General features: G+C 45.8%; 30 protein-coding genes and 2 pseudogenes. 10 read left to right on the top strand and 22 right to left on the bottom strand.

The window, feature by feature from the left end; all coding sequences use genetic code 11:
* Window positions 1-138: 138 nt before the first annotated feature.
* The 3 genes from NDA03_RS20650 to NDA03_RS20640 form a co-directional block, all read right to left on the bottom strand.
* Window positions 139-963 carry a M90 family metallopeptidase gene (locus NDA03_RS20650; protein ID WP_190412436.1) on the bottom strand — a complete coding sequence of 275 codons (825 nt, stop codon included), beginning with the start codon at window positions 961-963 and terminating at the stop codon, window positions 139-141.
* Between the two features lie 177 nt (window positions 964-1,140).
* Entirely contained in the window at window positions 1,141-2,445 is a 1,305-nt protein-coding gene (locus NDA03_RS20645) for an agenet domain-containing protein (protein WP_348239001.1), read from the bottom strand.
* A gap of 334 nt (window positions 2,446-2,779) precedes the next feature.
* Complete coding sequence (locus NDA03_RS20640; protein ID WP_190531128.1) at window positions 2,780-3,205, bottom strand: Spy/CpxP family protein refolding chaperone; 426 nt, start codon at window positions 3,203-3,205, stop codon at window positions 2,780-2,782.
* A gap of 50 nt (window positions 3,206-3,255) precedes the next feature.
* On the opposite strand from NDA03_RS20640, the gene NDA03_RS20635 reads away from it, so the two are divergent.
* Entirely contained in the window at window positions 3,256-3,489 is a 234-nt protein-coding gene (locus NDA03_RS20635; RefSeq protein WP_348239000.1) for a hypothetical protein, read from the top strand.
* On the opposite strand, the gene NDA03_RS20630 is transcribed toward NDA03_RS20635, so the two are convergent.
* On the bottom strand, window positions 3,484-3,753 hold the full coding sequence (locus tag NDA03_RS20630) for a hypothetical protein (RefSeq protein WP_348238999.1): 270 nt from the start codon (window positions 3,751-3,753) through the stop codon (window positions 3,484-3,486). The two genes, NDA03_RS20635 and NDA03_RS20630, sit on opposite strands and share 6 nt — an antisense overlap.
* Entirely contained in the window at window positions 3,750-3,968 is a 219-nt protein-coding gene (locus NDA03_RS20625) for a hypothetical protein (protein ID WP_190412440.1), read from the bottom strand. Before NDA03_RS20625 ends, NDA03_RS20630 begins: the two co-directional genes overlap by 4 nt.
* A 137-nt stretch (window positions 3,969-4,105) precedes the next feature.
* Between NDA03_RS20625 and NDA03_RS20620 the strand changes: the two genes are divergently transcribed.
* Entirely contained in the window at window positions 4,106-4,402 is a 297-nt protein-coding gene (locus NDA03_RS20620; RefSeq protein ID WP_348238998.1) for a hypothetical protein, read from the top strand.
* A 118-nt stretch (window positions 4,403-4,520) separates the two neighbouring features.
* Here NDA03_RS20620 and NDA03_RS20615 read toward each other — a convergent pair whose 3' ends face one another.
* A complete protein-coding gene (locus NDA03_RS20615; protein ID WP_190412441.1) occupies window positions 4,521-6,488 on the bottom strand; it encodes an AIPR family protein in 1,968 nt (655 codons plus the stop codon).
* 218 nt (window positions 6,489-6,706) lie between these two features.
* Between NDA03_RS20615 and NDA03_RS20610 the strand changes: the two are divergent.
* Window positions 6,707-6,893 (top strand): annotated as a pseudogene (locus NDA03_RS20610) (threonine ammonia-lyase, biosynthetic); the annotation flags it as partial.
* A gap of 23 nt (window positions 6,894-6,916) precedes the next feature.
* Here the strand turns inward: NDA03_RS20610 and NDA03_RS20605 are convergent.
* The 3 genes from NDA03_RS20605 to NDA03_RS20595 are packed head-to-tail and all read right to left on the bottom strand — an operon-like array spanning window position 6,917 to window position 7,763.
* On the bottom strand, window positions 6,917-7,159 hold the full coding sequence (locus NDA03_RS20605) for a hypothetical protein (protein ID WP_190412442.1): 243 nt from the start codon (window positions 7,157-7,159) through the stop codon (window positions 6,917-6,919).
* A gap of 44 nt (window positions 7,160-7,203) precedes the next feature.
* Window positions 7,204-7,542 (bottom strand): type II toxin-antitoxin system PemK/MazF family toxin, encoded by a 339-nt coding sequence (locus NDA03_RS20600; protein ID WP_190412443.1) that lies wholly within the window; start codon window positions 7,540-7,542, stop codon window positions 7,204-7,206.
* Window positions 7,539-7,763, bottom strand: a complete 225-nt coding sequence (locus tag NDA03_RS20595) for a hypothetical protein (RefSeq protein WP_190412444.1) — start codon at window positions 7,761-7,763, stop codon at window positions 7,539-7,541. The genes NDA03_RS20600 and NDA03_RS20595 overlap by 4 nt, the downstream gene beginning before the upstream one ends.
* Before the next feature lie 127 nt (window positions 7,764-7,890).
* On the opposite strand from NDA03_RS20595, the gene ilvA reads away from it, so the two are divergent.
* A complete protein-coding gene (ilvA, locus tag NDA03_RS20590; protein ID WP_348238997.1) occupies window positions 7,891-9,435 on the top strand; it encodes a threonine ammonia-lyase, biosynthetic in 1,545 nt (514 codons plus the stop codon).
* Window positions 9,436-9,563: 128 nt separating this feature from the next.
* Here ilvA and NDA03_RS20585 read toward each other — a convergent pair whose 3' ends face one another.
* The 3 genes from NDA03_RS20585 to NDA03_RS20575 all read right to left on the bottom strand — a co-directional run bounded on the left by NDA03_RS20585 (window position 9,564) and on the right by NDA03_RS20575 (window position 12,403).
* Entirely contained in the window at window positions 9,564-10,673 is a 1,110-nt protein-coding gene (locus tag NDA03_RS20585; RefSeq protein WP_348238996.1) for a vWA domain-containing protein, read from the bottom strand.
* Window positions 10,674-11,006: 333 nt separating this feature from the next.
* Window positions 11,007-11,912 (bottom strand): type 1 glutamine amidotransferase domain-containing protein, encoded by a 906-nt coding sequence (locus tag NDA03_RS20580; protein ID WP_348238995.1) that lies wholly within the window; start codon window positions 11,910-11,912, stop codon window positions 11,007-11,009.
* A gap of 188 nt (window positions 11,913-12,100) precedes the next feature.
* Window positions 12,101-12,403 (bottom strand): hypothetical protein, encoded by a 303-nt coding sequence (locus tag NDA03_RS20575; RefSeq protein ID WP_190432949.1) that lies wholly within the window; start codon window positions 12,401-12,403, stop codon window positions 12,101-12,103.
* A 109-nt stretch (window positions 12,404-12,512) separates the two neighbouring features.
* Here NDA03_RS20575 and NDA03_RS20570 point away from each other — a divergent pair, with 109 nt between their 5' ends.
* Together NDA03_RS20570 and NDA03_RS20565 are read left to right on the top strand one after the other, a co-directional pair.
* Window positions 12,513-13,736: an ROK family transcriptional regulator gene (locus NDA03_RS20570; RefSeq protein ID WP_348238994.1), complete on the top strand. Its 1,224-nt coding sequence runs from the start codon at window positions 12,513-12,515 to the stop codon at window positions 13,734-13,736.
* Window positions 13,737-13,928: 192 nt separating this feature from the next.
* Window positions 13,929-15,251, top strand: coding sequence for an amino acid permease (locus NDA03_RS20565; RefSeq protein ID WP_190673107.1), 1,323 nt, complete (start codon window positions 13,929-13,931; stop codon window positions 15,249-15,251).
* A gap of 293 nt (window positions 15,252-15,544) precedes the next feature.
* Here NDA03_RS20565 and NDA03_RS20560 read toward each other — a convergent pair whose 3' ends face one another.
* The 6 genes from NDA03_RS20560 to NDA03_RS20535 all read right to left on the bottom strand — a co-directional run bounded on the left by NDA03_RS20560 (window position 15,545) and on the right by NDA03_RS20535 (window position 19,335).
* On the bottom strand, window positions 15,545-16,558 hold the full coding sequence (locus NDA03_RS20560; RefSeq protein ID WP_348238993.1) for a hypothetical protein: 1,014 nt from the start codon (window positions 16,556-16,558) through the stop codon (window positions 15,545-15,547).
* Window positions 16,559-16,794: 236 nt separating this feature from the next.
* Window positions 16,795-17,265 carry a cupin domain-containing protein gene (locus NDA03_RS20555; protein WP_348238992.1) on the bottom strand — a complete coding sequence of 157 codons (471 nt, stop codon included), beginning with the start codon at window positions 17,263-17,265 and terminating at the stop codon, window positions 16,795-16,797.
* 173 nt (window positions 17,266-17,438) lie between these two features.
* Window positions 17,439-17,738 (bottom strand): hypothetical protein, encoded by a 300-nt coding sequence (locus NDA03_RS20550; protein WP_348238991.1) that lies wholly within the window; start codon window positions 17,736-17,738, stop codon window positions 17,439-17,441.
* Between the two features lie 167 nt (window positions 17,739-17,905).
* Window positions 17,906-18,385: a GNAT family N-acetyltransferase gene (locus tag NDA03_RS20545; protein WP_348239034.1), complete on the bottom strand. Its 480-nt coding sequence runs from the start codon at window positions 18,383-18,385 to the stop codon at window positions 17,906-17,908.
* Between the two features lie 100 nt (window positions 18,386-18,485).
* On the bottom strand, window positions 18,486-18,731 hold the full coding sequence (locus NDA03_RS20540; protein ID WP_348238990.1) for a hypothetical protein: 246 nt from the start codon (window positions 18,729-18,731) through the stop codon (window positions 18,486-18,488).
* A 13-nt stretch (window positions 18,732-18,744) separates the two neighbouring features.
* Window positions 18,745-19,335, bottom strand: coding sequence for a PadR family transcriptional regulator (locus tag NDA03_RS20535; RefSeq protein WP_190673094.1), 591 nt, complete (start codon window positions 19,333-19,335; stop codon window positions 18,745-18,747).
* Between the two features lie 238 nt (window positions 19,336-19,573).
* Between NDA03_RS20535 and NDA03_RS20530 the strand changes: the two genes are divergently transcribed.
* Window positions 19,574-19,984, top strand: a complete 411-nt coding sequence (locus tag NDA03_RS20530; protein WP_190673092.1) for an ester cyclase — start codon at window positions 19,574-19,576, stop codon at window positions 19,982-19,984.
* A 195-nt stretch (window positions 19,985-20,179) separates the two neighbouring features.
* Entirely contained in the window at window positions 20,180-20,350 is a 171-nt protein-coding gene (locus tag NDA03_RS20525) for a hypothetical protein (protein ID WP_348238989.1), read from the top strand.
* Window positions 20,351-20,581: 231 nt separating this feature from the next.
* Here the strand turns inward: NDA03_RS20525 and NDA03_RS20520 are convergent, their stop codons facing one another.
* Both NDA03_RS20520 and NDA03_RS20515 read right to left on the bottom strand, forming a co-directional pair.
* Window positions 20,582-20,881, bottom strand: coding sequence for a hypothetical protein (locus tag NDA03_RS20520; RefSeq protein WP_190673086.1), 300 nt, complete (start codon window positions 20,879-20,881; stop codon window positions 20,582-20,584).
* 100 nt (window positions 20,882-20,981) lie between these two features.
* Window positions 20,982-21,119 (bottom strand): hypothetical protein, encoded by a 138-nt coding sequence (locus NDA03_RS20515; RefSeq protein WP_190536348.1) that lies wholly within the window; start codon window positions 21,117-21,119, stop codon window positions 20,982-20,984.
* A 72-nt stretch (window positions 21,120-21,191) separates the two neighbouring features.
* On the opposite strand from NDA03_RS20515, the gene NDA03_RS20510 reads away from it, so the two are divergent.
* Window positions 21,192-22,385 carry a GUN4 domain-containing protein gene (locus NDA03_RS20510; RefSeq protein WP_348238988.1) on the top strand — a complete coding sequence of 398 codons (1,194 nt, stop codon included), beginning with the start codon at window positions 21,192-21,194 and terminating at the stop codon, window positions 22,383-22,385.
* A 201-nt stretch (window positions 22,386-22,586) separates the two neighbouring features.
* Here NDA03_RS20510 and NDA03_RS20505 read toward each other — a convergent pair whose 3' ends face one another.
* A complete protein-coding gene (locus NDA03_RS20505; protein WP_348238987.1) occupies window positions 22,587-23,171 on the bottom strand; it encodes an alpha-ketoglutarate-dependent dioxygenase AlkB in 585 nt (194 codons plus the stop codon).
* Window positions 23,172-23,480: 309 nt separating this feature from the next.
* On the opposite strand from NDA03_RS20505, the gene NDA03_RS20500 reads away from it, so the two are divergent.
* Window positions 23,481-24,314 carry an aldo/keto reductase gene (locus tag NDA03_RS20500; protein WP_348238986.1) on the top strand — a complete coding sequence of 278 codons (834 nt, stop codon included), beginning with the start codon at window positions 23,481-23,483 and terminating at the stop codon, window positions 24,312-24,314.
* 210 nt (window positions 24,315-24,524) lie between these two features.
* Here the strand turns inward: NDA03_RS20500 and NDA03_RS20495 are convergent.
* Window positions 24,525-24,623 (bottom strand): annotated as a pseudogene (locus NDA03_RS20495) (IS982 family transposase); the annotation flags it as partial.

Raw genomic sequence — 24,623 nt, 5'->3', positions numbered from 1 at the left:
AAAGGCTTAAACGAGAGCGATCGCAGCTTAAGCCTTTGGGAGAATTGCGTGGTTTCGTTGCAGTCTGCGATTAAACAGCCTCGCTTGCGATCGGTGTAGTTAGGCGATCGCGCTAACCTTCGATGAAATTGAAACTATTTAAACCCATTGCACTGGATCTAGTTGATAGTAGCGTTGCAGTTGGTCATAAAGTGCTGGATGCTGCTTCAGCAATTGGCGGGGTTTTTCAAAAAAAGTCTCTGTTGCTACAGCAAAAAATTCGGCGGGATTCGTTGCACCATAACTATCCATTACGGTTTTTACGCCTCGTTGAATATCATTGCAGAGTTGTTGATATTCTTCTGTCATCACCTTTGCCCAAAGGTCATAGTCTGAATCTCGCTGCAAAATAGGAACACCCTCAGCTTTACCATCTTCTTGATCTAACTGATGGGCAAATTCATGAAGCACCACGTTATGTCCATCCCGCCAATTGTAGGTGTCTTGTTTCACCTGTTCCCAAGACAGTACCAGTTGGTCATTTGTCCACGATTCCCCCAATCTGGCTACACGTCTTTCTTCAACAATATAATTCCCGGTGTAAGCGGTTTCATTAACAAGATATGTGCTAGGGTAAACCAGAATCGAACGAAGTTTAGGAAAGTAGGTTTCTCGCTCGTTGAGTAAGAGTAAGCAGGCGACAGCCGCAATAATCACCTTCATTTCTTCCGTTACCGCTAATCCTCCACAACCAATAAATTGTTTTTCTGCTAAAAACACTTGAATATGCCCCTGAAGCCGTTTTCGTTCAGCGGGAGAAAGAAAAAGGTAAACAGGAAGATTATTCTCAACAATCGCATTCCATAAGGGTAAAAAAGGACGCTGTTGCAGGCGGTTCCGTCGTCGTTTAACTAGGACAGGATTGACTAAAATCCCAGTGATAATCAGTCCAACGATCAGAAAAACAATAATTGTTTCAACCATTGACTTTTAAGACTTTTATGCTTCCTGATTCACAGATAAGCTTGTGGATGAAATATCTCTGAATTACATTATAGGATTACGCCTTTGTTGCCTGCCTGAAAAACAGAGCGATCGCTCTAATGGTGGACGACTGACCATGAGAGCGATCGCTGATTCGGCTCCTTGCTCATTCAGCAGTTAGCAAATCTCGTCCAGATCGACCCACTTGTCATAAGATGAATCGTAACCAATGTAATGAATAAAGTATTGCTGGCCTTGGATCTTCTCAATCGTTGCAGAATACCAATCTTCTTCTTCATCATCCCAACCTTTTACCTTTGGACCCACCGTATATCCGTTGTCATCGGATGAGCCACTATTGGGAATACGAATGTCATCTTCGTCAATCCACTCATCATGGGATGAACCGTAACCGATGTAATGAACAAAGTATTGGTTATCTTTAATTTTCTGAAGCGTTGCTTGATACCAATCTTCTTCCTCACTATCCCAGACTTCTACTGTTTGACCTACTGCATACTGATAGGTATCTGATATTACAGTTGAGGAAACATCTTGATGGAGCTTTGGCTCCTCTTCCGTAACTTCCTCTTTTACCAAAGTATGGGCTTTTAAAATTAGATTGCGAGCCACACTTTGAACTCCTGTATGCTCGTAGTAATTGGTGGTTTGATCCAAAAAAGCTGCGACGAAGTCTAAGTTATCATCAGCAATCTGGATAAAATTACCCAAACTATTAGAAATAGATTGCGGCGTGACGCCTGTTTTGGATACTAAATTCTGCATCCAGCCTTGCACAGAATTGAAACCCTGAGTGAGAAAACCAAGTTTATCGGAGGGATTATTCCCTGGGAGAAAGTTCTGGACGGCTGAAAAAACCGGATTTTGAGCTAATACGCCAGTATCAGCGCCATTAATCACTCCCTGAATTTTGCTGAGAAAGTCAGGACCCAATGGCAGAATTCCATCTATACAAACTAAAGCCATCATCCGCGTTAGGGATGCATCTTTATAGTTGTTAGCGAGAGAAGTAGCAAATTCTTGTGGATTTGGTTGGGGAATGCCATTCAGTTTACAGAAGGCGATAATTTCGATAGCGATTTTTAGAACAAGGTCAATACTTTGAGTTACGTCTGCTTTGGGAGTGATGTTGCCCAAAAAAGAAAGAAAGCTTATTTTTTCACTAACTTTATTGGCTAAAGCCGCCGCTGCCATCGCTGTATCTGCTTTATCAATTGTTTGATAAAGTTTGATTGCGGTCTGATAGCCTTGTTGAGGATCGTGATATAAAGCAACAGCGCGATCGCGGATTTTTTGAATTACCTTGGCATCAGTTTCTCCAGTAATACTACGGATACTATTATCAAACCCTACTAAGTTATTCCACTGACTTGGCACTACATAATCAAGAGCCTTTAAAACTTTAACCGTGATATTATCAGTTGGTAGTTCATCAACCAACTGAATAATTGATTTTTCCATACGTTGCTTCCTTGAAAACTAAGGTTTTTCTTGAATTGTACTCGATAAAATTTTGAGCCTTGGATTTATTTATATTTCATAACTCTTTTGGATCAATTAACTTTTAGAGGCAGAACAAGCCTATAATTAATAGCTATGAAAGAATATTTATAAAATTATTGTTCAATATTATTGGAAATTGAAACAGATGTTTTGCTAGACCAAATGCAGTCTGCGTTTGATGAAAACAAGAGGGCATGGGAAGTGATTATTCCCATGCCCCTTGATGCTGTGTACTTGCTAGGTAAACTCTTTTCGAGCTACTTTTTCTTACAAAGCAATAGCAACGCCCCCGTTAAGACTGTGGTTGTTGACGGCGTTGACGCCATTGCTGGCGCAATTGCTCAAGTTGTTGTTTTTGCTCAGCAGTCAACACTGCTTCCATCTGGCTCTTGCTACTTTGGCGAACCGCTTGGAGTCTTGTTTTCTGGTCTTCAGTCAGGTTTAGATTCGGTCTTTGCCGTTGCTCTTTAGCAAGGCGCATTTGTTCCTTTTGCTCTGCGGTGAAAATAGCATCCATTTGCTGCCGCGTAGACTCTTTAATTTGCTGCATTTGGGCTTTTTGAGCATCAGTCAAATTCAGCTGGTCGTACTTCATTCCTGCGCCACCGCCACGACCAGGACCTGCAAAGGCAACATTGGTGAAAGCGGGAATCATTGGGGAAGCGGCAAGCATCAACGCGATCGCTCCTGGCAAGAAGAACAAAGGTTTCATCTTCATAACTGTGCAAATTCCGGGTTATTAATGTGTGGCAACAATGCATTTGATTGTTGTATTACCTTAGACCGGGCAAGAGTAAAGATGGTTCAGTCTTGGTTAAAAATCATTGTCTCCTATTCGCCCCATCTCTCAGATGCGTTGCCTATAGCCTTTACTACGCAATGAAATGGGCGGCTAAGAGATTCACTGAATTGTTGGCTTATGAAATGCGATCGCGTAGCGTACCAAAGGCGATCGCACTGCTGTCTATGTGCAGCCGAAACCAATGTGCGCGATCGCTATAACTGGGAGAGCAACTTGTCGTAGTCTGTATGTGTACCAATCCAAAACCACACAATACCATTCTCGTTTCTCACGCCGACAGCACGATAACTTTTACTAACACGAGCAGAATAGATAGGAAGGGTGGGATGGACTTGCTTGAAGCGAAGACTAGGATGCCAAGGATCTTGCTTGAACTGCCGATATGCGTCGCGTGCTTGTTGCTGAACCTGCTGAGAAATAGTGGCAAATGCTTTGCGAAACTGAGATGTTGTTCTAGATTTCACAGGGTTTCTGGATCTAACTCTTGGGTTTTGCCTGCCCGATCTTCAGCTAATGCCTCTGCTGCAAGTTTGGCAAGCATATCCTGAGACTGTGAAAACGCTCTATCCCAACAAGCTTCATCTTCAAGCTCTTCAAGGATAAATGCTGCGATTGCATCTTGTTCGGTTTCAGGAAGCTGCATGACTCTTGCGATCGCCTGTTCAAGTAGCTTGGTCATGGTTGTTGCATTGTTGCAGAAAATACTCTGTAATCATTGTACTGTTCTGTTCTAATCCAAGAGCCTGAAACTCACTTACAACCGAACTTGACGAGGCAATGTAATCTTGGTCGTTCCACAGATAACCTGGCGGTAACTTGACACGGTTGCAACTGCGATCGCGCTTCTACAGACAGCCAAAATTAACCTCCACGAGCGATCGCTTTCTTCATTCCTGCTTGCGATCGCGCTTATATAGCTTCAAGATGAGGATTGTGCCTAGTTACGCCTCAACTTTGCTTCCAGTTTCCATTGCTATACGCGGGATGGTGCTTACGCGAGAGATTGGGGTGTGGATAGTCCGATTGAATGGAATTGTTGTGTTGCTAGTGAATAATGGGATGTTGGGTTTCCTTGCGTTTTCTCAACTTACTAGCGCGTCTAGTCTAATTTAGTGGATACAGCAATTATCGAAATTCTGTCAAAAGGCACTTTTATGGATTTTTCTAACCCAGCATTTTAGCTTAGACGGGCTACTACGGCGAAGCGTGATCGCACGTGGCTTTGGCAGATTTAAATCTCCCTACTGGAGTCCACCATTAAGACTTTACCATCAGCGTCATACACAACCCCATCTTTTTGATGATATCGTCGGCCACTGTCTACAAGTTGACGGATCGCCTGACTCACTTTGTAAGGCTTACAACCTAGATGAGTAGCAATCTCAGCGTGAACACCAGGTTTCCAAGGCTGTTCAGGAAGAACTGCGTCTACAGCCTTGAGAAACTCTTCAGGTAAAGTTTTTCCTTTTGGTGGAAGATTATCATCAATTGTACGTCGCCCAACAACTTGAGGAAGAGCTATGCCATAAGTACTCGCAGCAGTTTGGCAACATTTCCTGACAAGCTCAGGACTCCGGAAATCTTTAGACTTTGGTTTCTCGCTGCGTTGGCTTTGAATCAATGCCCATGTTTCTTCAATCAACTCAGGAATAAGGGCTTTAACATCTAGTTGGATAAGATTCTGTGATGTGAATGTAAAGGTCTGAAAGATCCGGGACACCGACACTAAAGCAACCAAGCTTCTCCACTTTGCTAGAAAACGTTCTTCATCTGGACGAACTCGCTCTAGTCCCTCTTCAGTTCGCTTGATCACCTCAACGATGGAGACCCAAGCCTGTAAAGGTATAGAGTCTGAAAATACTTGTACATAAGTCTCGTCGCTTCGCATGAAACGTGCTCGAAGCCGTGCGGCCTTTGCAGGGTTTTTCATAAGCAAAGCAACCATTCCACTTGCAAGATACATTGGTGTCACAAACCTAGTCGATGGTTTTCCAATGTTGCGGTAGTAGTTTTTACGCCGTTCGTAAAACCATCCATGTCGCTCAAGTATCTCTTCGATGTCACGCTGAATTTTATCTGTTGCACGCAAAGAGGCAAGTTCAACAGGGGTTTGGTTATTTGTTGCACGGATAATACGATCTCGAACAGTTGCGTCAGAGGATACAAGAACTTTAACAAGAAGAGAGCGGTTATACGATTGAGAGCCAAGCGTTTGAAAGTGTTTATAGACACTCTCTGTAGTTTGGAGTCCATTGACAATCTGAATATCTTCAATATGAAGTTCTTTCCCATCTATAAATGCATGACTAGCAAGCATTGTAACGCCGTTATTAAGCCACCAGAAATCAGGTGCGGTAGGATCTGCAAGCGAAATTAATATATCCTCATTTACACCAGTTGATCCCAAGTAGTCTCGCACATTAGAGTCGAATAAATAGCGCCGGATAGCTCCGCTCTCATCAGTAACAAAGCGGCAATAATCTTCTATTTGTGTAAGCAAAACGTAACTAGCACGCTCTAGTGAAAGAATTTCTAGAAAGCGAAGTGACAGAGAAAACGATTTTATGCGACGATAAAGTGAGATAAGTTCCGCAGCACCTAGAAAGTCGAACTGAGCTTTACATGCACTAAATAAAGTTTTTGTAAGAGCAACAATCTGTTCGGATCTAGCACGAACGTTTTCTGCAACAGCATTAGAGTCTCCCCGCGAAACATAGGCAAAGCGTATAGTGAAGCTTGGATTAACTGCTGAGAGACGCCGATAAGCTTGATGAAGACGTTTTCGTGCATCTAACAGTTCATCAGAGTAGGCACCACAAAGGTTATCAAGCTCTATGCCTAAATCGAACAGTTCCTGAATGCTAGCAAGAAGCGCATTTAGAGGTGCTTGTTGAAATGTCTCATGAGATTTACAGGTAATAACGTACACAAGAATCTCGGCATTTCGCCTGGGCCAAACAAAGTCTTCTATTTCTAACAATAAATTGCCATTCACAAAGATAAAGAAGCCATCGACGCCACCATCGTCGCGACCATCAACCCAGCCAAAGTCAATTTCGTCAAAGGAGAGATCAAAGTCCTTAAGAGTCTGCTCAAAAGCAAAAAACTCAAATACTTCATCACGCCTGCAAGAGGGATAGCCTTCAGAGAGCCGTTGGTCTATTATTCCGTCAAGAAGAATGACATCGTTCTTCGCCATAGAGCTATACTACTTTGCTAAAGTGTTGCAATACTAGAGCTGGACAAAGGATTTTAACCTCGTTATATCTATCAAAACTTTAGCAATTTCGTATGTACGCTGACTATTTACATACAGTCCGCAGTTTAGCAAAGCGATCGCATCCTCACTTCCACACCTCAAAGCCACGAGTAAAGTAAAGTTGTCTTCCATCCGCCATCTGCCACCCCCTTCACCCCATGCTTTGCGACTACCTGGTACAAATCCTGACGGCTCGTGTCTGATGTCGTCCAAGAAACGCCCCTAGAATACGCCCCAAACCTCTCCGCACGACTGAATAAAAAACTTCTGCTGAAGCGGTAAGATATGCAGTCAGTCTTTTCCTTCAAGCTGCGGGGTGCTTACAACAAGATGGTGCAACTGCCGACTGCTAAAGCGATCACCTACAGTTAGACTGTCTCACTACTACTTGCTTGAGGCATCGCTTCAATGAGTGCCCGAAGCACCTTATTTACTGAGTCCGGTGTTGAGAAAACTTCGGCAACATCCTCATCCAAAACAACGACTGTTAGCTTTGGCTTTCCACTTCGATTTGTAAAGCGGTTAGGCTTTGCTTTTTTGTAATTGAAGCGGTACTCTGGCAAAAGCTCATCTTCAGAGTTTGAAGGTTGCTCAAAAGGCGTTTTGTTCATAATCTTCACGCTTCCTGCGAGTGGCGAGACTGACACTAGGGTTCTTAATTGTCCAATTCTGCAAGAGCCACCTTCACACAATCCCGAACACCTTGCCAATCACGTTCTGATAACTGCCCAATGCAAACCAAGTTGGCAGAGGGAGGCAACGTTACAATGAAACTCCGAAAAACAGACGCAACCCTTAAACCTGCTGCTTGCCAATCCTGAAGCACGTAATCGGTTATGCCTAATGCAGTTGTCTGAGTCGTAATCAGCCCGACAATTACATCAGGGCGATTTGCATGATAGGTTGCCGAGGACAACACGACAGCAGGACGACGTTTAACACCTGTGACACCAGGAAAATCAACGGTGACAACATCACCTGGATTAAAGCTCACTCAGCGAACTCCTCGCTCTCAGGGTCGTCCGTTGCAGCATATTGTAAGGAAAAGGTAACTAGATCGAGTTGATCTTGCTCTGTCCATGTATCACTTTGATCAACAACATCAGCATTGTGCTGTACTAGATCATTGAGAATCAGTGTTGCCAAGCGTAACCGCTCTGTTGGTGACAAAGTGCGAATAACCTGGGTATAAATTTCTTGGATGGTGGTTGGCATAACAAATCCTCCTGCCCCTCATCCTAATTTAAATCTATGGTTGTGCTCCCACCCTCACCCCCACACCTCAGAACCACCAGTGAAGTAAAATTGTCTTCCATCCGCCATCTGTAACCCCCTTCACCCCATGCTTTGCGACTACCTGGTACAAATCCTGACGGCTCGTGTCTATGATGTCGCCCAAGAAACGCCCCTAGAATACGCCCCAAATCTCTCCGCACGGCTGAATAATAAACTCCTGCTCAAACGGGAGGATATGCAATCAGTCTTTTCCTTCAAGTTGCGGGGTGCTTACAACAAGATGGCGCACCTGTCGCCGGATATGCTGGCGCAGGGTGTCATTGCTGCATCCGCAGGGAACCATGCCCAAGGAGTCGCCCTGGCTGCACGTCAGCTAGGAACGCGATCGCTTATCGTCATGCCAGTCACCACGCCTCAAGTCAAGGTGGATGCCGTTAAAGCGCGTGGGGGAGAAGTTGTATTGCATGGAGATACTTACGACGATGCTTATGCTTTTGCCCGTCAGATGGAAGCCGAAAAAGGCTTAACCTTTATTCACCCCTTTGACGATCCTCACGTTATTGCTGGACAGGGGACAATTGGAATGGAAATTCTGCGGCAGTGCCAGCAACCCATTCATGCTATTTTTGTGGCGATTGGGGGAGGCGGATTGATTTCTGGGATTGCGGCGTATGTAAAACGGTTGCGTCCCGATATTAAGATTATTGGCGTTGAACCCGTCGATGCCGATGCTATGTCTCAATCCCTGAAAGCAGGACATCGGGTGCGCTTGTCGAATGTGGGCTTATTTGCCGATGGGGTTGCCGTGCGGGAAGTGGGGGAAGAAACCTTCCGGCTGTGTCAAGAGTACGTCGATGAAATCATTTTGGTGGGTACAGATGACACTTGTGCTGCAATTAAAGACGTGTTTGAAGATACGCGCTCGATTTTAGAACCAGCGGGTGCATTAGCGATCGCAGGTGCGAAAGCCTACGCCGAACGGGAGCAAATCGAAGGACAAACGCTAGTTGCCGTTGCTTGCGGTGCTAACATGAACTTCGATCGCCTCCGCTTTGTCGCAGAACGAGCTGAGTTTGGCGAACGCCGCGAAGCTATTTATGCCGTTACAATTCCCGAACAACCGGGCAGTCTCCGCAAGTTTTGCGAATGTCTTGGCAGACGCAATCTTACTGAGTTTAGCTATCGTATTGCCGATGAAAAAGAAGCCCAGATTTTTGTCGGCGTGCAAATTCAAAACCGTGCCGATGCTGCAAAGATGGCAGAAAGTTTTGAAGCTTGCGGGTTCAAAACCCTTGACTTAACCGACGACGAACTGACCAAATTGCACTTACGTCACATGGTTGGCGGACGTTCTCCCCTCGCTTGCGATGAATTGCTTTATCGCTTCGAGTTTCCCGAACGTCCCGGTGCATTAATGAAGTTTGTCGGTTCTATGAGTCCCAACTGGAATATTAGTATGTTCCACTATCGCAACAATGGCGCAGACTACGGGCGAATTGTCGTAGGGATGCAAGTGCCTCCTCGCGAGATGGAAGAGTGGCAGGCATTCCTCGATACCCTCGGTTATCGCTATTGGGATGAAAGCAAGAATCCCGCCTACAAGCTGTTTTTGGGACAGGAAAATTGTATCCCGCTCTCGTCCTATCGCTAATACACCTAATACACAATAGGGCTTACGCACCAACCCGTTACGGTTGCATCTTTGTTTCCTTTTCGGCTTCTGCGTAAGTCCTGAATATCTCAAACCAAGTTTGAATTAACTCTAGAGTAGCCCAGGAATTATTGAAGCTTAAATCCTTTAGCTGCTAATTGCTTGCGAAGACTTTGAATAATTACAGAATCAAGGGTATTTTTGCTACTACTAGCACTAACCTTGCGCTGTTTTTCAACATATTCGCTACGTTTTTGATATAAGTCGCGGATCGTTTTTTGAATTGTCTCTCTTTCGGCCTTCTTCGCTGCTACATATTCTTGCTTTTTAGCTAAAGTCATCCCTTGCATAGCTTTCGGCAAAGCATTATTCGGTAATTTCTCAAGGCTAACGATTCCCTTATCGAGAGCATCAATCAAATCCCAAGAAGCATTGTTGTAATAGGCAGAAGCTTTGGAGTTCCCACGCATAGCCAAATTCATGCCGGAGTTACTATCTTCAATCGTCTGACGCTGTTGTCCAACTTCTCCTTCTGCACCATAGGGAATATAAGTTTGATTGAGCTTATCATTCCAAGTAGCAATTTGTTCATCGTAAGGAGACTTAATAAATTCAGTTTTTTCGTTTTGATTAATATTGAAGTGGCTACCTTGTGCTAAATCAGCTCCTGAAGCCCAAAGTTGTCGCTCCCGATCTTCTGATAAACCACAGTAGATAGTATTCACTAAAGTATTTCCCTTAGCAGCGAGATCGACTGCTTCACGCCAAACGATCGGGCCTTGATCGAATGATTCATTACCCGCAATAAAAATAACCCGAAAATCTGCTTTATCTTTACTCCAGTTTAATTCTTTTACGGCTGAGCGGATTACCCAGCCAGCATATTCTTGACCGCCGTTGGTTTGGATACTAAATAGCTTTTCTGAAACTAAATCTAATTCTGGAGTAAATCCAGTTAAAAGTCTGACAAAACCTTCTTCAGAGGGCAAATTATCATTTCCATAATGGTATAAAGCCACTTCTAATTCTGGGACTTCGCCATCTTTAGTTACTTTAGTTAAAGAGTTGACAATTTGCCAAAGTTGAGTACGAGTTTGGTCTATGAGTCCATCCATACTATTACTAGAATCTAAAAGGATGGCGATCTGAATCTTAGCTTTAGCAAATGCTTTGGTGGGAAAACATAGAATGCTCAAGGTTAGAGCTGTAGCGAATAAAATCCGAGTTATTTTCTGCATATATTTTTTAATTGCTGGATAAAAGAGTATTTTCTGCTAATCTCAGCTAAATTTAGCTTATTGATATCTCCGTTGCCAAAAATGTAACAACAAGTACACGCAAAATCTAGCGATCAAACCTTTCTGGAAAGTTAAAGCGCTGAGTAGCGATTAGGGACATCAACCACAAGCAACGTCAACCGTTATTGGACATCACGACCAAAGGCAAGAATGGCTGCTCGGATCTTAAAACGAACAGCCATTATGCTCCTGTGAGATGAGGGTTACAGACAAAGACGATTGCGGAACGGTTGGGGTGCAAGAGACAAACGTCAGTGTCTTGGGAAATTTACATTAAGCCTTTCCCAAAAAATGCTTTCTGACCCAGATGGGGATAACTCGCGCCTCGTCGAGCGCTTCGACGAACTCTTGGGCGATCGCGCGATCCGAGGCAAGATTCTGACCGGAGATCAGCTCTCTGTCCTGCACAACAAAGCTTTGGTCGCTCGAACCATGCTCAACCCGACCGCCAGCGCTGGCTAGCGCATCGGCGACGTAGAACGGCACCTGACTGTCGAGGATCTCCCGTTCAATCGGATACTCTTCTTCGTTCGAGAAGCTGGTCATGCGGTAGCCAGCATATTGCCAACCCGCAGCCGCCGCCTTCGCCGCCTCTCGATCGCCATCTACGAGAGCCTTCCGGTAGGCGGTGGCGTTCGGCAAAGCGGCTAGCGTTGCCACTGAGCCGTGGCACAAGAAGGCGCTTGGCTTCGACGTTTTATGGAAGTAGCGCAGTATCTGTCCGAGATACGGATCTTGTATTAAGTCATTCATCGGTGCATAACCACCGGGAACGTAGACACCGATGTAGCGATCCAATCCCTCTGACAACACTGCTTTTAATGTCTTCGGGTTCTGCATACTGGGGTAGGTGTCAAGGAATGCGATCGCGTGTTGTAGCGCTTCGGGATCGTTGTCGAAGCGGGAGTCGTTGGCATGAGCAAGAATGACGGGTTTTTTGCCATCGGGTGTGGCAATGACCACCTCGTAGCCAGCTTCAATGAACTGCTGGACTGGCACGGTAAGGTCTTCTAGGGAGTACCCTGTGGGAACGACGCGATAATTTTTCAGTTGCAGTGTGTTTGTGCTAGAAGCCACCAGTAGCACGCGACCTAGGCTTTTTGCCGAGGAGGGTTGCTCCGGTAGGCTGGTGAGAGCTTTTGAGAACAGAGCGGTCATCATATTCTTTGTGGAGTTCATGGATATTTCCTTCATCAGTGGGTTTGTTGAGTGCTGCACAGGTTGAAATCTAGAACCCCTATCCTGCTTGCGCGGGAAGTTACACAGGGGTTAGCACAGTGCAATCGGGGTTGAGATGATGGGGTAATAACCTTGACACAGCAAAATTGAGTTTTCATGTTCTCAAGAACATCGCTTACCGTATGGGCTTAGTCGCTGATGTTCCAGAGATTCGGTTGCGATCTGCGATAATGTCGTTCATCCAGCCAAATCGTCAATTCTTGCCTGTCGTCAAAGCGGATAGTGCGATCGCTTGCCGGATCGCAAACTCGCCAGTATTTGTTGCCAGCGCGATCGCTTTTTTGCTGGATTCGCGGTTCGCCAGCGGGTGTGTACCAGTAATTGACAAAAGCCTGCCACATCCCCTTTAGATTTAAACCGACTAACTCACCTACCTGGGGAGAAAGTTGTTCAAGCTGGTTGTAATTCCGTTTTTGTTGGAAGGTTCGCATAACTGAGACCGATTAACTTCAATAATTTCATCTTAGATTGTTTGTTTAACGAACAAACTAACTTATGATAGTTTGTCATTACAACAAACAACAGGGCGGATAGTTTCTTATGAAGACAAATGCCAACCAGAAAAAACTCACGACTGACGCCAGCCTGCTCAAGCAAATCAACTTCGCTCGGATTCTCAGTTTGCTACGCTATCACCCGCGCCTCAGCCGCGCCGAGATTGCACGCAGAACGGGCTTAACTCGTTCAACCGTCACCGTAATTACGGCAGAACTGATTGCAACTGGACTCCTGCGAGAAGGAAAGGAAACTGCATCTGGAACAGAAGGAGGGCGTCCTGGGGTGGAGTTAGAACTCGATCCAGAGGGAGCCTTTTTTATCGGAGTTGCCCTTGGGGATGAAAATATCCGCGTCATTGAACTCAACCTGGCAGCACAAGTGACTCGTCGAGTAGAAGCATCCATGACCGCAGACACCGATCCAGCAACCGTTACCCGGCAATTAGTCGAGTTGATTCAACAAGTCTGGCAGGCAAATCCAGACGGCGAAGCGAAATATCGGGGAATTGGCATCACGGTTCCAGGCTCCTTAAATCGGGAAGGAATTATCCTTCGTGCCCCTAGATTGCATTGGCAGAATGTGGACTTGCGACCTTATTTGAATCCTCATCTGGATGTGCCGTTGTTTATCGAGAATGATGCGAATGCAGGTGCGCTTGTCGAGACGTATTTGAGTGGCTCGATGCCCAGCCATAGCTTGCTCTACCTGTTTCTGGGTGTCGGGGTGGGGGCGGGAATGGTACTGAATAATCGTTTGTTACGGGGGGCGGGGGGCACTGCGAGCGAAGTTCGCGAACTGATGATTGACCCGCATAGTTCTCAGACATCCGTAGGGGGGCGTGCGGGGACGCTAGAAGCTTTATGCAGCAAGGTTGGGCTATTGAGTGCCTATCATCAACAAAGTGGAGAGTCGATCGACCTGAATACGCTGCTGTCTCGGTTGGAACAAGCGGATGCGATCGCGCAAGCGGTTGTGAAACAGTGGGGAACGTATCTGAGTTGGGGTGTACGGGGGTTAGTGGGTGTACTCAACCCGGAACGGATTGTCTTTGGAGGATCGCTAGCGGTGCTGGTGCCCTACGTACAAGAGCAATTGGATGAGATGTTGCAAAATTGTCTGCCCGATAGAAGCGGATATGGCTTTGACAGTGCAGCCCGATTCCGGTTAGAGATTTCCCAATTTGGAGAAGATTCGGCGGCGATTGGTGGTGCAGTACTGGTTTATGAATCATTATTTCAGATGCCGGATCTGCTGCTGCTGCACTAATTATTCTGGATGAAGCTGCTACCCAAGCCACTCTCGATCGCCTAAATGGGGTGAAACAGTCCTTATTTGCAAGCCTTGTTTAATAGTGGCTTGTGTCTTAGCAATTTGCGATCGCGCTTCCACCTCCTACCCCCTATACTGACGAGCAGAAAGATTGCAAGATTGGGTAAATACAAGGATAAGAAAAATTTTATGGAACCGAATGCAGAAGCGGATTCACTCAAGCGAGTGTTTGGATTGCCGACGCTGGTGATTTATGGGGTTGGGGATATTCTCGGTGCCGGAATATATGCAGTGGTTGGAAAAATTGCCGGACTTTCCGGCTCTTTGGTTTGGGTTTCTTTCCTGGTATCCATGACTGTTGCGGCACTCACTGCATTAAGTTATGCAGAACTCGGTAATCGAGTTCCCCAAAGCGGAGGAGTCGCTAGTTTCATCCACAGAGCATTTCGCCGGGATTGGCTCTCAATCTTGGTAGGCTGGTTGATGTTTTGTACCTGTCTGGTTTCAATGGCGACGCTATCAAAAGCGTTTGCAGGCTATCTCAATGCTTTTGCTCCAGCAATTCCAGATTGGTTGATTATCCTGGCGCTATTTGCGGGTCTTGCATTTGTCAATTTTAGGGGAATGCAGGAGTCCTCAGCCTTAAATATTTTTTGCACGTCTCTTGAGGTTTCAGGTCTTCTGATTGTTATCTTTGTCGCCACCGTTTTCCTCATCGGGAACCCAGCAGGCGCAGCGAATCCGGTTCCCATTCCCGTCCCCAACGCACCACCGATTGGTTGGATAGCCGTGGTTCAGGGAGCAGCACTCGCCTTCTACGCCTTCATTGGGTTTGAGGATATTGTCAATGTTTCCGAGGAAGTGAAAGATCCCCAGCGCAATGTTCCGAGAGCGATTCTGCTTTCCCTGGGGATTGCTGGTATCATTTATGTTCTCGTTTCCTGGCTTGCCGTTCAGGTAATCAGTTCGGCGGAACTTGCCGCCTCGAAAGCTCCTCTTCTCGAAGTCGTTCAGCGATCGCAGCCAAATTTCCCAGCAATCGTCTTTTCACTGATTGCGTTGTTCGCTGTTCTCAATACTGCTTTGCTGAATTTTGTCACAGCATCGCGCCTGCTTTACGGAATGTCCCGCGAAGGGCTGCTTCCATCTTGGTTAGGAAAATTACATCCACGCCGCGCAACTCCTTACCGAACGCTGCTGGTCATTCTGCCGCTCGTGATTTTTCTGGCGCTTTCAGGTACACTTAAATTCCTAGCTGGAACAACCGCAACCTTGATTCTGGCAATGTTCTCTCTTGTCAACCTCTCATTGCTGGTCATTAAACGGCAAGAACCCCGAATCTCCGGTTTTCAAGTTCCTTTTGCGATTCCAGCTTTAGCGCTAATCTCCAACTTAGTTCTGATTGCCTTTGCCTCTCGTGAAAGTCGCATTTTGGCGTTAGTGTTTACAGGTTTAGGCATTCTCATCATTTTAATTCGCAATGCTGTTAGCAGGCGATTACCCAGCGCTTAACTTTATCTGCGATATAGCTTGATCGCATTCAGTTGAAGGATAGAATGCGATCGCGAAATTAGATTTCAAACTGTATCTAGCGATCGCACTTCACTCTCCAAGCATTGGTCGTACCTGCAATCTCTAGAAGTTCCAGTTAGAACCTCTTACGATCCGCCTTTATTGGATTACGACCTTTAGCTTATGTCGGATACATAGCGATCTAATAGCAAAATGCAACGGCGGCAGACAACCTCGAACTCAGCATCAATAGATATCGACTGCCCGCTGCATTTGAATTGTTAGCCTGAACCTCATGAGGAAATATATTTGACTACAAACTTGACCAAGGAAGATACTATTAAGCTAAACAATACCCAAAAGGAACGACCTAGAATTTGATTCGTCAACTTCTTATTTGTTATTTCAAATTCTTCAGCCGCTTTTCTGTCGCCTCTTGTTATAGAAAATGTAGGATGTTTTTCAAATTTGTCAATTCGTTTATCTATAAATCTTTCAAACTTAACACCTAAAAAACTGCCAGTTGTGGATATGAATAACAGCAGAATTAGCAACGCCCCCAAGCTTTTGAGAGAAACTTGCTCTTGTATTCTAAGCAAAGGTATGCAGTAATCATAATATTGATAAAAGATTAGTAGTAAAACAATGGGCGAGGCATATCGAATTATTTCACTTAACAACTTACCTTGATTGCTGAGAAAGCTGTTGATGAAATTGCTTTTTGGTAAATCGCGCAATCCTTCATACCAGTTAACTACAATATTCATCAACTCAGCAGCAAGAATGTCATTTACAAAATCGACTTTGCATATACTTTGTGTTCGTGCCTCCATTAGCTCTGTAATATCGTCACTTGTGAGAATTAGTTGAAAAATATCCTTGGGTGGAATCTCGCTTCCAATTCTTACCTTCAAAGAATGTCTTTGGGGGAATTTATACTGAGGTAATTTAATTGCAACATCCCACTTAATAGTAACTGTGCGGACTTTTTCGTTGACTGTATCCCAATTTTCTCTTTCAAATTCAGCCCAAGTAGAATAGTCCTTTATTTTTCTGTTTGATAGTATAAAGTTGATCGAGGCAATTTCTGCAATTAAATCATGATTGCGAAGTTTATCTGATATCCGTTCGTTAATGCTTATAATATCCGCTAACTCTAAATTTTTATTACCACGCAACAAGCGAATTTCGGTATCTGGCTTTGCATTAAGTTGATAGAAGAGTGACTTAAATTCATCAAGAGGTACAAGTTGCCCAGATTGCTGCGAAATGATACTGGAGCCTTCAGGAGTTTGAAAGTCACTCATGTCAGTAAGAACACAAAAAACGAGTTTAAATTATAACACCTTTATCTTTAAGACAAAGTATTGGAACGAGTCCAATCGCCCCCCGCTGTAAGTTGGGTTGAGTCTGTCAAGTCTTTGCTTGTGAATCAGTAGGTAATGTGAAACCAAACACGACTCGATTGGGCGATCGCATTCAGTTGAAAGATAGAATGCGATCGCCCAACGTTTCGATGCAGCGCGGTTGTTAGGCAGTGCTATTAATATGCGCGACCATCTTTGTGCGTTAAAGCCCATTCGCCATTCGGCAATTGTGTTGCTTTGAGATCGTCATTTGGGAATACAACCTCATCTCCCTCAGTGCGATCGCCAACCTCAAGATAGGTTACGTTTTCTTCAGATCGATTAATCAGTTGATGGGCGATACCTGTGCCTGCCTGAAATCCATAGCAGTCACCGGGATGCAAAACGAATTCCTCTTCGCCGAGTACCAGCGTTGGGTTGCCTTCCAATACCAGGATAAATTCTTCTTGCTTTGAGTGGCTGTGAGCAAGAGCAGAAATTGCACCGGGTGAGAGATGGGTTAAATTAACTCCAAAATGAGTCAACCCAAAATACTCACCCAGTTTTCGCTTTTGTCGTCCCTGAACAAGGGAAGCATAAGGTTCTGGATATATCGTCTTACCGCTCGGTGCTGAAATCGATTCAGATGAAATTGGCGATTGCTTCATAACTCACCCTTCCTTGTGATGTTAATGGCGTAACAAGCCCAAGCTTGCTTTACTTTTCCCGTATCGTCAAACCATAGCACTTCAGTTACTATGCCCCGATACCCTCGGTAATACAGCGTGATGCTATCTACACAATGCTCATTTATCCACCCGTTATTTCCCTGGGCTTGCTATTAGATACCCCACGTATTATCCCAGCCATCGCACTCTTGAATCAGTTGATGTACCGCAGCATCTGCGGTTGAAAATGTACCGCAATTAGTTCTTTTTGTTCCAGATGCCGCATGACCCACATCTTGATACAACGCAAACTGACCGTTCTTAGAGTAAATAGAGAGCGTAATAGCAACGCCATTTGTATACTGTTTCCACAAGCTAACAAATGAAGCTCCTTGTGGTATCAGATTTATATCTTTGACATCACAAATCCATTGCCGTTGTTGCAAGTCTGTCCGCGTATTTTCCTCTATCATTACATTCCATGCTCTTATCGTATTTGAGTTGTACTATTGCCTAAACAAACACTAATTGAGCCAAAACTGCACTAGACACCGATTCTAAACAAGGATTTACAAGAACGAACAGGCGATCGCATTAAGTTGAAGGATACAATGCGATCGCGAAATCAACACATCTGCACTTAAATCTTCTTAAAGTATCTGGCAACTGGGAATAGCTCAAAGCCCGCCTTTTCATAGGTGTGACGGGCTGGGGCATGACCGGGATCGCCCCCAGTCTCAACCATAGCAATAGACATCCCAGCATCTTTCATCCAAGCCAGAGCGAATTCTATCAGCGCACTACCAATGCCGCGACCTTGAAAGTCCGGATCGACAGCAACCATGTAGATTTCACCCATCCTGTCCTCTGAGTGGAGTTTCACGGCTACAAAGCCCACAGCAGAATCTGCATCGATCGCAATCCATACACTCGTGTCTTCCGCAGCACAGACATCCTCGACCGCTTTTTGCTGACTCACGCGCCAGTGATTGGGATAAAATGCCTGGTACACATCAGCGTTCATCGCGTTCTGAATCGAATCAAAGACTGGAGTCCACGCCCGAAGCGAAAGACGAATAACAGCATCAAGGTGGCAAGGCTCGTATGGTTCAATTTGCATTCCCACATGAACTTTAGTTAACTCTGCAAGCTTCATCCAACATACTACAATATAGTACAAGCTCTGATAGCTTGGTTTTGAATGCTTACAGCAACTTGCCTCAATCGACGCCAATCGGTTTTCGCAAGTTTGAGAGTTCCGCTTCTAGATCGAGAATCTTGGCTTTTGCCGTCGCCCGTTCCTGGTGAAGCGTTTCCTGAAGATAGTGTAGAGATTTCTTCAACTGTTCAATTTTCTGCTGTGCATCAGTGTTTTGAAAGGCTCTCATCTGTGGTAAACCCTCAGCGTCTTGACCGGGAATACGACAGACAGCACCGCAAGTTGGGCAGTTCGCTCCCTCTAACATAACAACCTCCCGCTTACTGCTCTGCAAGCAGCTTGTAAATCTCACGCTTTACCTGAACAAGCAGATCGCGTACTCGATTGGCTTGCTCCACATTGCCACTTCGAGCAACTTGGGTGACAGCATCATTCAACTGGGTTAAAGTATGCCGCAATTCAATCAATTCAGAAGGCTTATTTTCCGTAAAACTGTCGTGAGGGTTTCTTGAATGAGAGTGCTGGTTGCGATCGCTCAAGAATTGTCTGCCACTCTCGGTAATCGTATAAACCCGCTTGCCCTCGACTTCCTCACTGGTCAAATAACCGCCTTCTTCCAGCATCTGAAGCGTTGGATAGACAGAGCCTGGACTAGGGCGGCGAAAGCCACCGCGACGTGCTTCTAGCTCTTTCATCAATTCATAACCATGCTGGGGACGCTCAGATAGAAGCCCAAGCAGAATGAACTTAATGTCACCGCGACGAGTGCGAGGCTCATCTCCCCATCCGCCACCCGACGAACCTCTGCGTCCATGTCGCCCACTCATAAAGAATGGATTGCTCAGTCCTTGTCCTTCTCCTGCCCATGCTGGTACAAAAAAACTGGGATGAAATTGTCTGTGTCTGAACATACTTTGCTCCTTGTGGTTGTGAGTTATCGCGATATATCGTTTAAATCTAAAACTAATCTATCGCGATATATCGGATTGGACCATCATAAGTTTTATATACCTGCTCAGTTGTCAATCACCCACTAACAATATTTATGTGATTCATTTGGCAGCATTGCGGTTGTTTGCCAGCACTTAGCATCACCGTTGTGCAGCCAAATAATATTTGGTCGCAATTGTCTTTGGTATGATTAGCGATATGAAATCGCCCAAAGAAGTTCTACACGACTGGGTTGCTGCCTATAACGCTCGCGATCCTTACGCACTCATCGAGCTTTATCACGATGATGCCATCAACCATCAAGTTGCTTTTGGTGCCCCACTTCAAGGGCGCAAGGTACTGCTTGAGAGTTTCATCGCCTTCTTCAATGCCTTTCCAGACAACTACACGCATCCGGAAAATATCTTCGAGGATGGTGAGTGGGTCATCATTGAGTGGAGCGGTGGCGGTACATTCTTGGGTGAGCTTGGCGGCAACCCACCAACCGGCAAGAGTTTTACACTACGCGGGTGTGGCTTCTTTCAGGTCATTGATGGCAAAATTCGTTTCCAGCGTGGCTACATAGACAAGTACACTTGGTTCACGCAAATTGGTTTACCAGTCTCATAGGCTTGTAAGTGTTGCACCACAACGAAGCTCAGCCGAGTGTCGGCAGCAAAGGCGGCTTAACTTTGCCGTGAGTCTTCTTAGTTTATCCGTGCGGACAGCACTAGGGCACACAGCACTATGGCACTATGAAGGTTATCTATTTGTGTTTAGGCTTAAGTTAGGGCAAGGTTGCCGGTAAGACACTGCTTTGAGCTGATGGGTAAAACAACGCTGCGCGTAGGTATCACTGCGATCGCTTATTCTCAAAACTCATGTGTAAGTGTCATAGCGATCGCTTTTTGCGAACAAGGAAAGCGGTGTCTGACGACAAGCTTCGAGCCTTCGGCAACGCTCCGCAAACGCATCTACGCGCATATTAAAATGTAGTCACTAACCACGCATGGCGATTATGACTGTTGAGCAAATTGAAGCTGCCATTCTTAAGCTTCCGCCTGACGAATTTCAGAAACTTCCGAGCAGTTAGAGAAAGACATTGCTAATGACTTGTTAGAAGATTTAGCTATTGAAGCGATCGCTGATTTTGAGGCGGGTCGCTATCGGGCAATTTGATGTATTACCTAGCTGTCCGGTGCAGTGAGGTGTTAGACAAACCTGCCTCTACTTGCCTTGATTGCTGGGAATCAATTCATGAGTAGGTGGTAACTTCATCAGATAGACCTGATGGAATAATCTCACTACTAGAAGGCTGATTCCGCCAGAAATCGTTTCAATAAACCATTCACCATCTGTACTTTGCATAAGACTCTGACGCATCTCTTTGTCAAGAACTCGGACAGGATTCTGGTTCGTATCAAATTTGACTATACCATACGGAGTCTGGAATGTTGCGATGTTTCCATTGATGCTGACATCCCCTGTCCCAATCGGAACAGGAACACTTGTGGGAAAATTACTCATTTTGATAACTTCAAATTTCTCATGTTTTTTATATAAACCCTGATTCGCTCAGGGCTTACTCTTTCTTAATTAACATACCTCTCATGTATCAAGTGCGATCTCAACCCAGCACAAATAGATCGCTCGCATAGGTTAGCTTTTGCTGCACGCAGATATCAGCCTGATCGCTGTAATTGCCATATCGATCGCCTTTCGCGAACCAATAGAGCGATCGCTTTTGTATCTCAAACTGAAACAAAGCAACCGATTCAATCGCAAACTTGCCAGACTGGAGACGACATCAAGATTAAAGAATACTTAAGCTAGCGATATGAAGCGCTCTATTGCAGTTGGACTACTGACATTTCTGGCTATTGGCTGTAGCACCAATCTTCCAACATCCTCCACTCAATCTCCCGCACCTGTAGCAATTGCTGCCAAACCTGCTGCCAACTCCTCAACCGTCCAAAGTCGGGATGTCTTTTACCTGAGCGATCGCTTTGGGTTTCGCTTCGTTTCCCCGCGTGGCTATGTCATCACGCCTACCGAAACGACTCAATCGACGAAGCCAAGTCCCCCGCTGAAAGTCCTAGAAGTCTGGCAGCAGAAAGATTTTTTGAACCGGGAGAATTTACCTGAAACTCCTCCGATCGTCAGCATCACTATTTACGACAACTCCAAGCGGTTGCCCCTCACCAGTTGGAAAGGCGAACTCAGCCAAAATGACGATCGCCCCCTCACCGTTGCGGGACAGAAAGCGATCGCTTACACTTCGACTGGACTCTACGAGTCTGATAACGTGCTATTCAGCAGTCCCGATGGTCGCTATGTATTTCGCCTACAAGGAGCCTACCTGCAAAAGAACGATTCCATCCGGCAGGTATATCAGGACACCGTTAAAAGCTTTACCTTCGATGCGATCGCTAGCACTTCTCCTAATAAATGGCGCATCAACTACAGCCGCCTCAAAAGCCTTTTAGCCGCCGGTGACTGGCGGGGTGCGGATGTGGAGACTCGCGCCATCTTCCAGCGATTGCAGAAACTCCAAGGACAGGGTGCAGACTTACTCTACGGCAGCAAAACTCTGCTCAATAGTCTTCCCTGCGAAGACTTTCGTACCATAGATACCCTCTGGTCGCAAGCCAGTAAGGGACGCTTTGGGTACAGCGCTCAAAAGCGCATCTGGCAGCAAACTGCCTCCCAGACGAAAAATCCGAAAGCACGAGTTGAGAAGTTCGGTCAGGCAGTGGGATGGTATAGATCCCAACCATTGCCGGAAAAGAATCCTTTTGGGGTAGTGTTAGCTGGAACCAAATGGCGGTTGGATTCAGAACTGAATTCTACTGCTACCGCACCAATCGGACAGTTTCCCTGGGCAGGAATTTCCTCAAACTTACTGAGTGACATGCTCAGCGAACCCGGTTGTGGCAGTTGTACCACGGATGCCATTTATCTTGCTAGCGATCGCTATTACGACTACGTGCCTGCTTTGTTTACCAAGCTCAATCAGTGTCAAGTTCGCTAGTTAGGCGAACTGACAAGTCAGCGCGAGGCGTTAGCCTCGCTTCGCTGTTTTCATGCCCAAAGGGCTGTACGCGATCGCCGTTTCAGCTTACTGATTGCCCCTTCTCCTGCCAGCAGAACTACAAGGTCATCGCGTTTCCCGCAACAACTGAAATTCAGCATCAACCTGTCCAAGTGAATCAGTGAGGCTTATGCTTGTTGATCAGCCAATTACTCGAAAGGTCAAATTAATCCGGGGAGGAACCGGGCGTTTAGTTTTAGGAATTTGATGCTGCCAGTAGTGCTGCGTTGTTCCTTGCATCAACAAGAAACTGCCAGAAGTTAAGTCTAATTGATGCTTCAAGCCTTTCTCACCTCGATGCCGGAGCCTGAACCGCCGTGTTCCGCCCAAACTCAGAGAACCAATGACTGGATTTTGCCCCAACTCAGGTTCATCATCGCTGTGCCACCCCATACTGTCGTTGCCATCTCGGTAGAGATTGAGCAACACACTGTTGAACACGACACCAGAAACCGCTTCAGCCTTTGCCTTGAGGTCAAGTAGCGTGCGTGTCCAGGGAGAGGGGTGCATCGTGATGCCAGAGTAAGTGTAGGATTTACCAGGATCGCCATACCAAGCCGTCAGTCTGGGTTGAGGCATTGAGCGCCCGTAGATGGTAATCCAGTCTTGTCGCCAGTCGATTGTTTCAGTCAGTTGTGTGAGCAAGCGATCGCTTTCCTGCCCATCCAGCAGAGACGGGTAGAATACGATATCTGCGTCAGGCAGTTGGAGAGGCGCACTGAGCATAATACAAACAAAACTGAGGGCGGCAAGAAATCAGTTTCATTATTACTTCATTGGGTTAGGTCGCGGGTAACAGTTGCGTAAGTCCTGGTACTTATATTTACGCTCTTTAAGGCTTCTGCTAACCATCTCAGACAATAACTTTGTTGTAAGCAGGAAGAATTTACCGTAGTTTTGGTTGAAAAAAACTGTACTCAGAAACAACGGAAGCACCTGTCGCTCTAACAGCGCTTTTCTCTACAATTGATGCCATGCCCATGCGTCAGGCAAAAATGCGCTCAAGGGCAATAGCTTGAATGGATGAAAATTGCTATGCGAACTCTTAAACTACCTTCTGGACAATTAATTCCGGTTCTTGGCATGGGCACCTGGCAGATGGGGGAAAATGCTAGGAATCGCCAGAGTGAAATAGATGCCTTACGCCACGGACTCGATCTAGGTCTAACTCTGATTGACACTGCCGAAATGTATGGCGAAGGCGGTGCAGAAGAAGTAATCGCCCAGGCGATCGCAACTCGTCGTGCAGAAGTCTTTCTAGTTAGCAAGGTCTACCCTCATAACGCCTCAAAACGAGGGACAATTGCTGCTTGCGAACGGAGTCTCCAAAGGTTGAAAACTGACTATCTTGACCTTTACCTGCTGCACTGGCGCGGTTCTGTGCCACTGGTAGAGACTTTGGAAGCATTTCAAACGCTGCAACAATCCGGCAAAATCCGCAGCTATGGGGTGAGTAATTTTGATGTCGAGGATATGGAAGAAGCCTTTGGGTTGAAGGATGGGAAAGGAATTGCTACCAATCAAGTCCTCTACAACCTGATGCGACGGGGAATTGAGTGGAATCTACTGCCCTGGTGTCGGCAACAAGGTATCCCAATTATGGCCTATTCCCCAATTGAGCAAGGGCGTTTGCTGAACAATCGGACACTCAAGGCGATCTCTCAACAGCGAGGAGTCACTGCGGCGCAAGTGGCGATCGCCTGGTTGTTGCATCAGGAAAATGTAATTGTAATCCCCAAATCCAGCCGCATTGACCATGTAGAGCAGAATTATGCTGCCCTGAATTTGAAATTGAGTGCTGATGAATTGGCTTCCTTAGATGCTGCCTTTCCAGCACCCACTAAACCTGTTTCCTTAGAAATGCTGTAAACACTTCTCCAAAGAACTCAACGGATTTATCTCGCGTTGGATAGTGTCTCAAATGAGCAAGAGTGCCTACCATGACGAGTTAACTTACAGAGCAAACGCATGGCTCAACGACCTGGAATCTTCCCCACCTTCTTCATCTCTGGCTTTGAGTGTTCGACGTTTCTCTGGAAGGACAAGCAACGGCGAAATCTAATTAAACGTCAGTACGGGTTAAGCAGCAGGGGGTAAAGCCCAGTCAATCTGGAGAGAAGGCTTCTTGGGCTGATGGCAATAAGCAATCAATCCACAGACGATATTGACCAAAAAATT

Origin of the sequence: Trichocoleus sp. Lan (assembly GCF_039961855.1) — a bacterium.
In the GTDB taxonomy this organism is placed as follows: domain Bacteria; phylum Cyanobacteriota; class Cyanobacteriia; order Cyanobacteriales; family FACHB-T130; genus FACHB-T130.
This window is presented reverse-complemented; position numbering and strand designations above follow the sequence as displayed.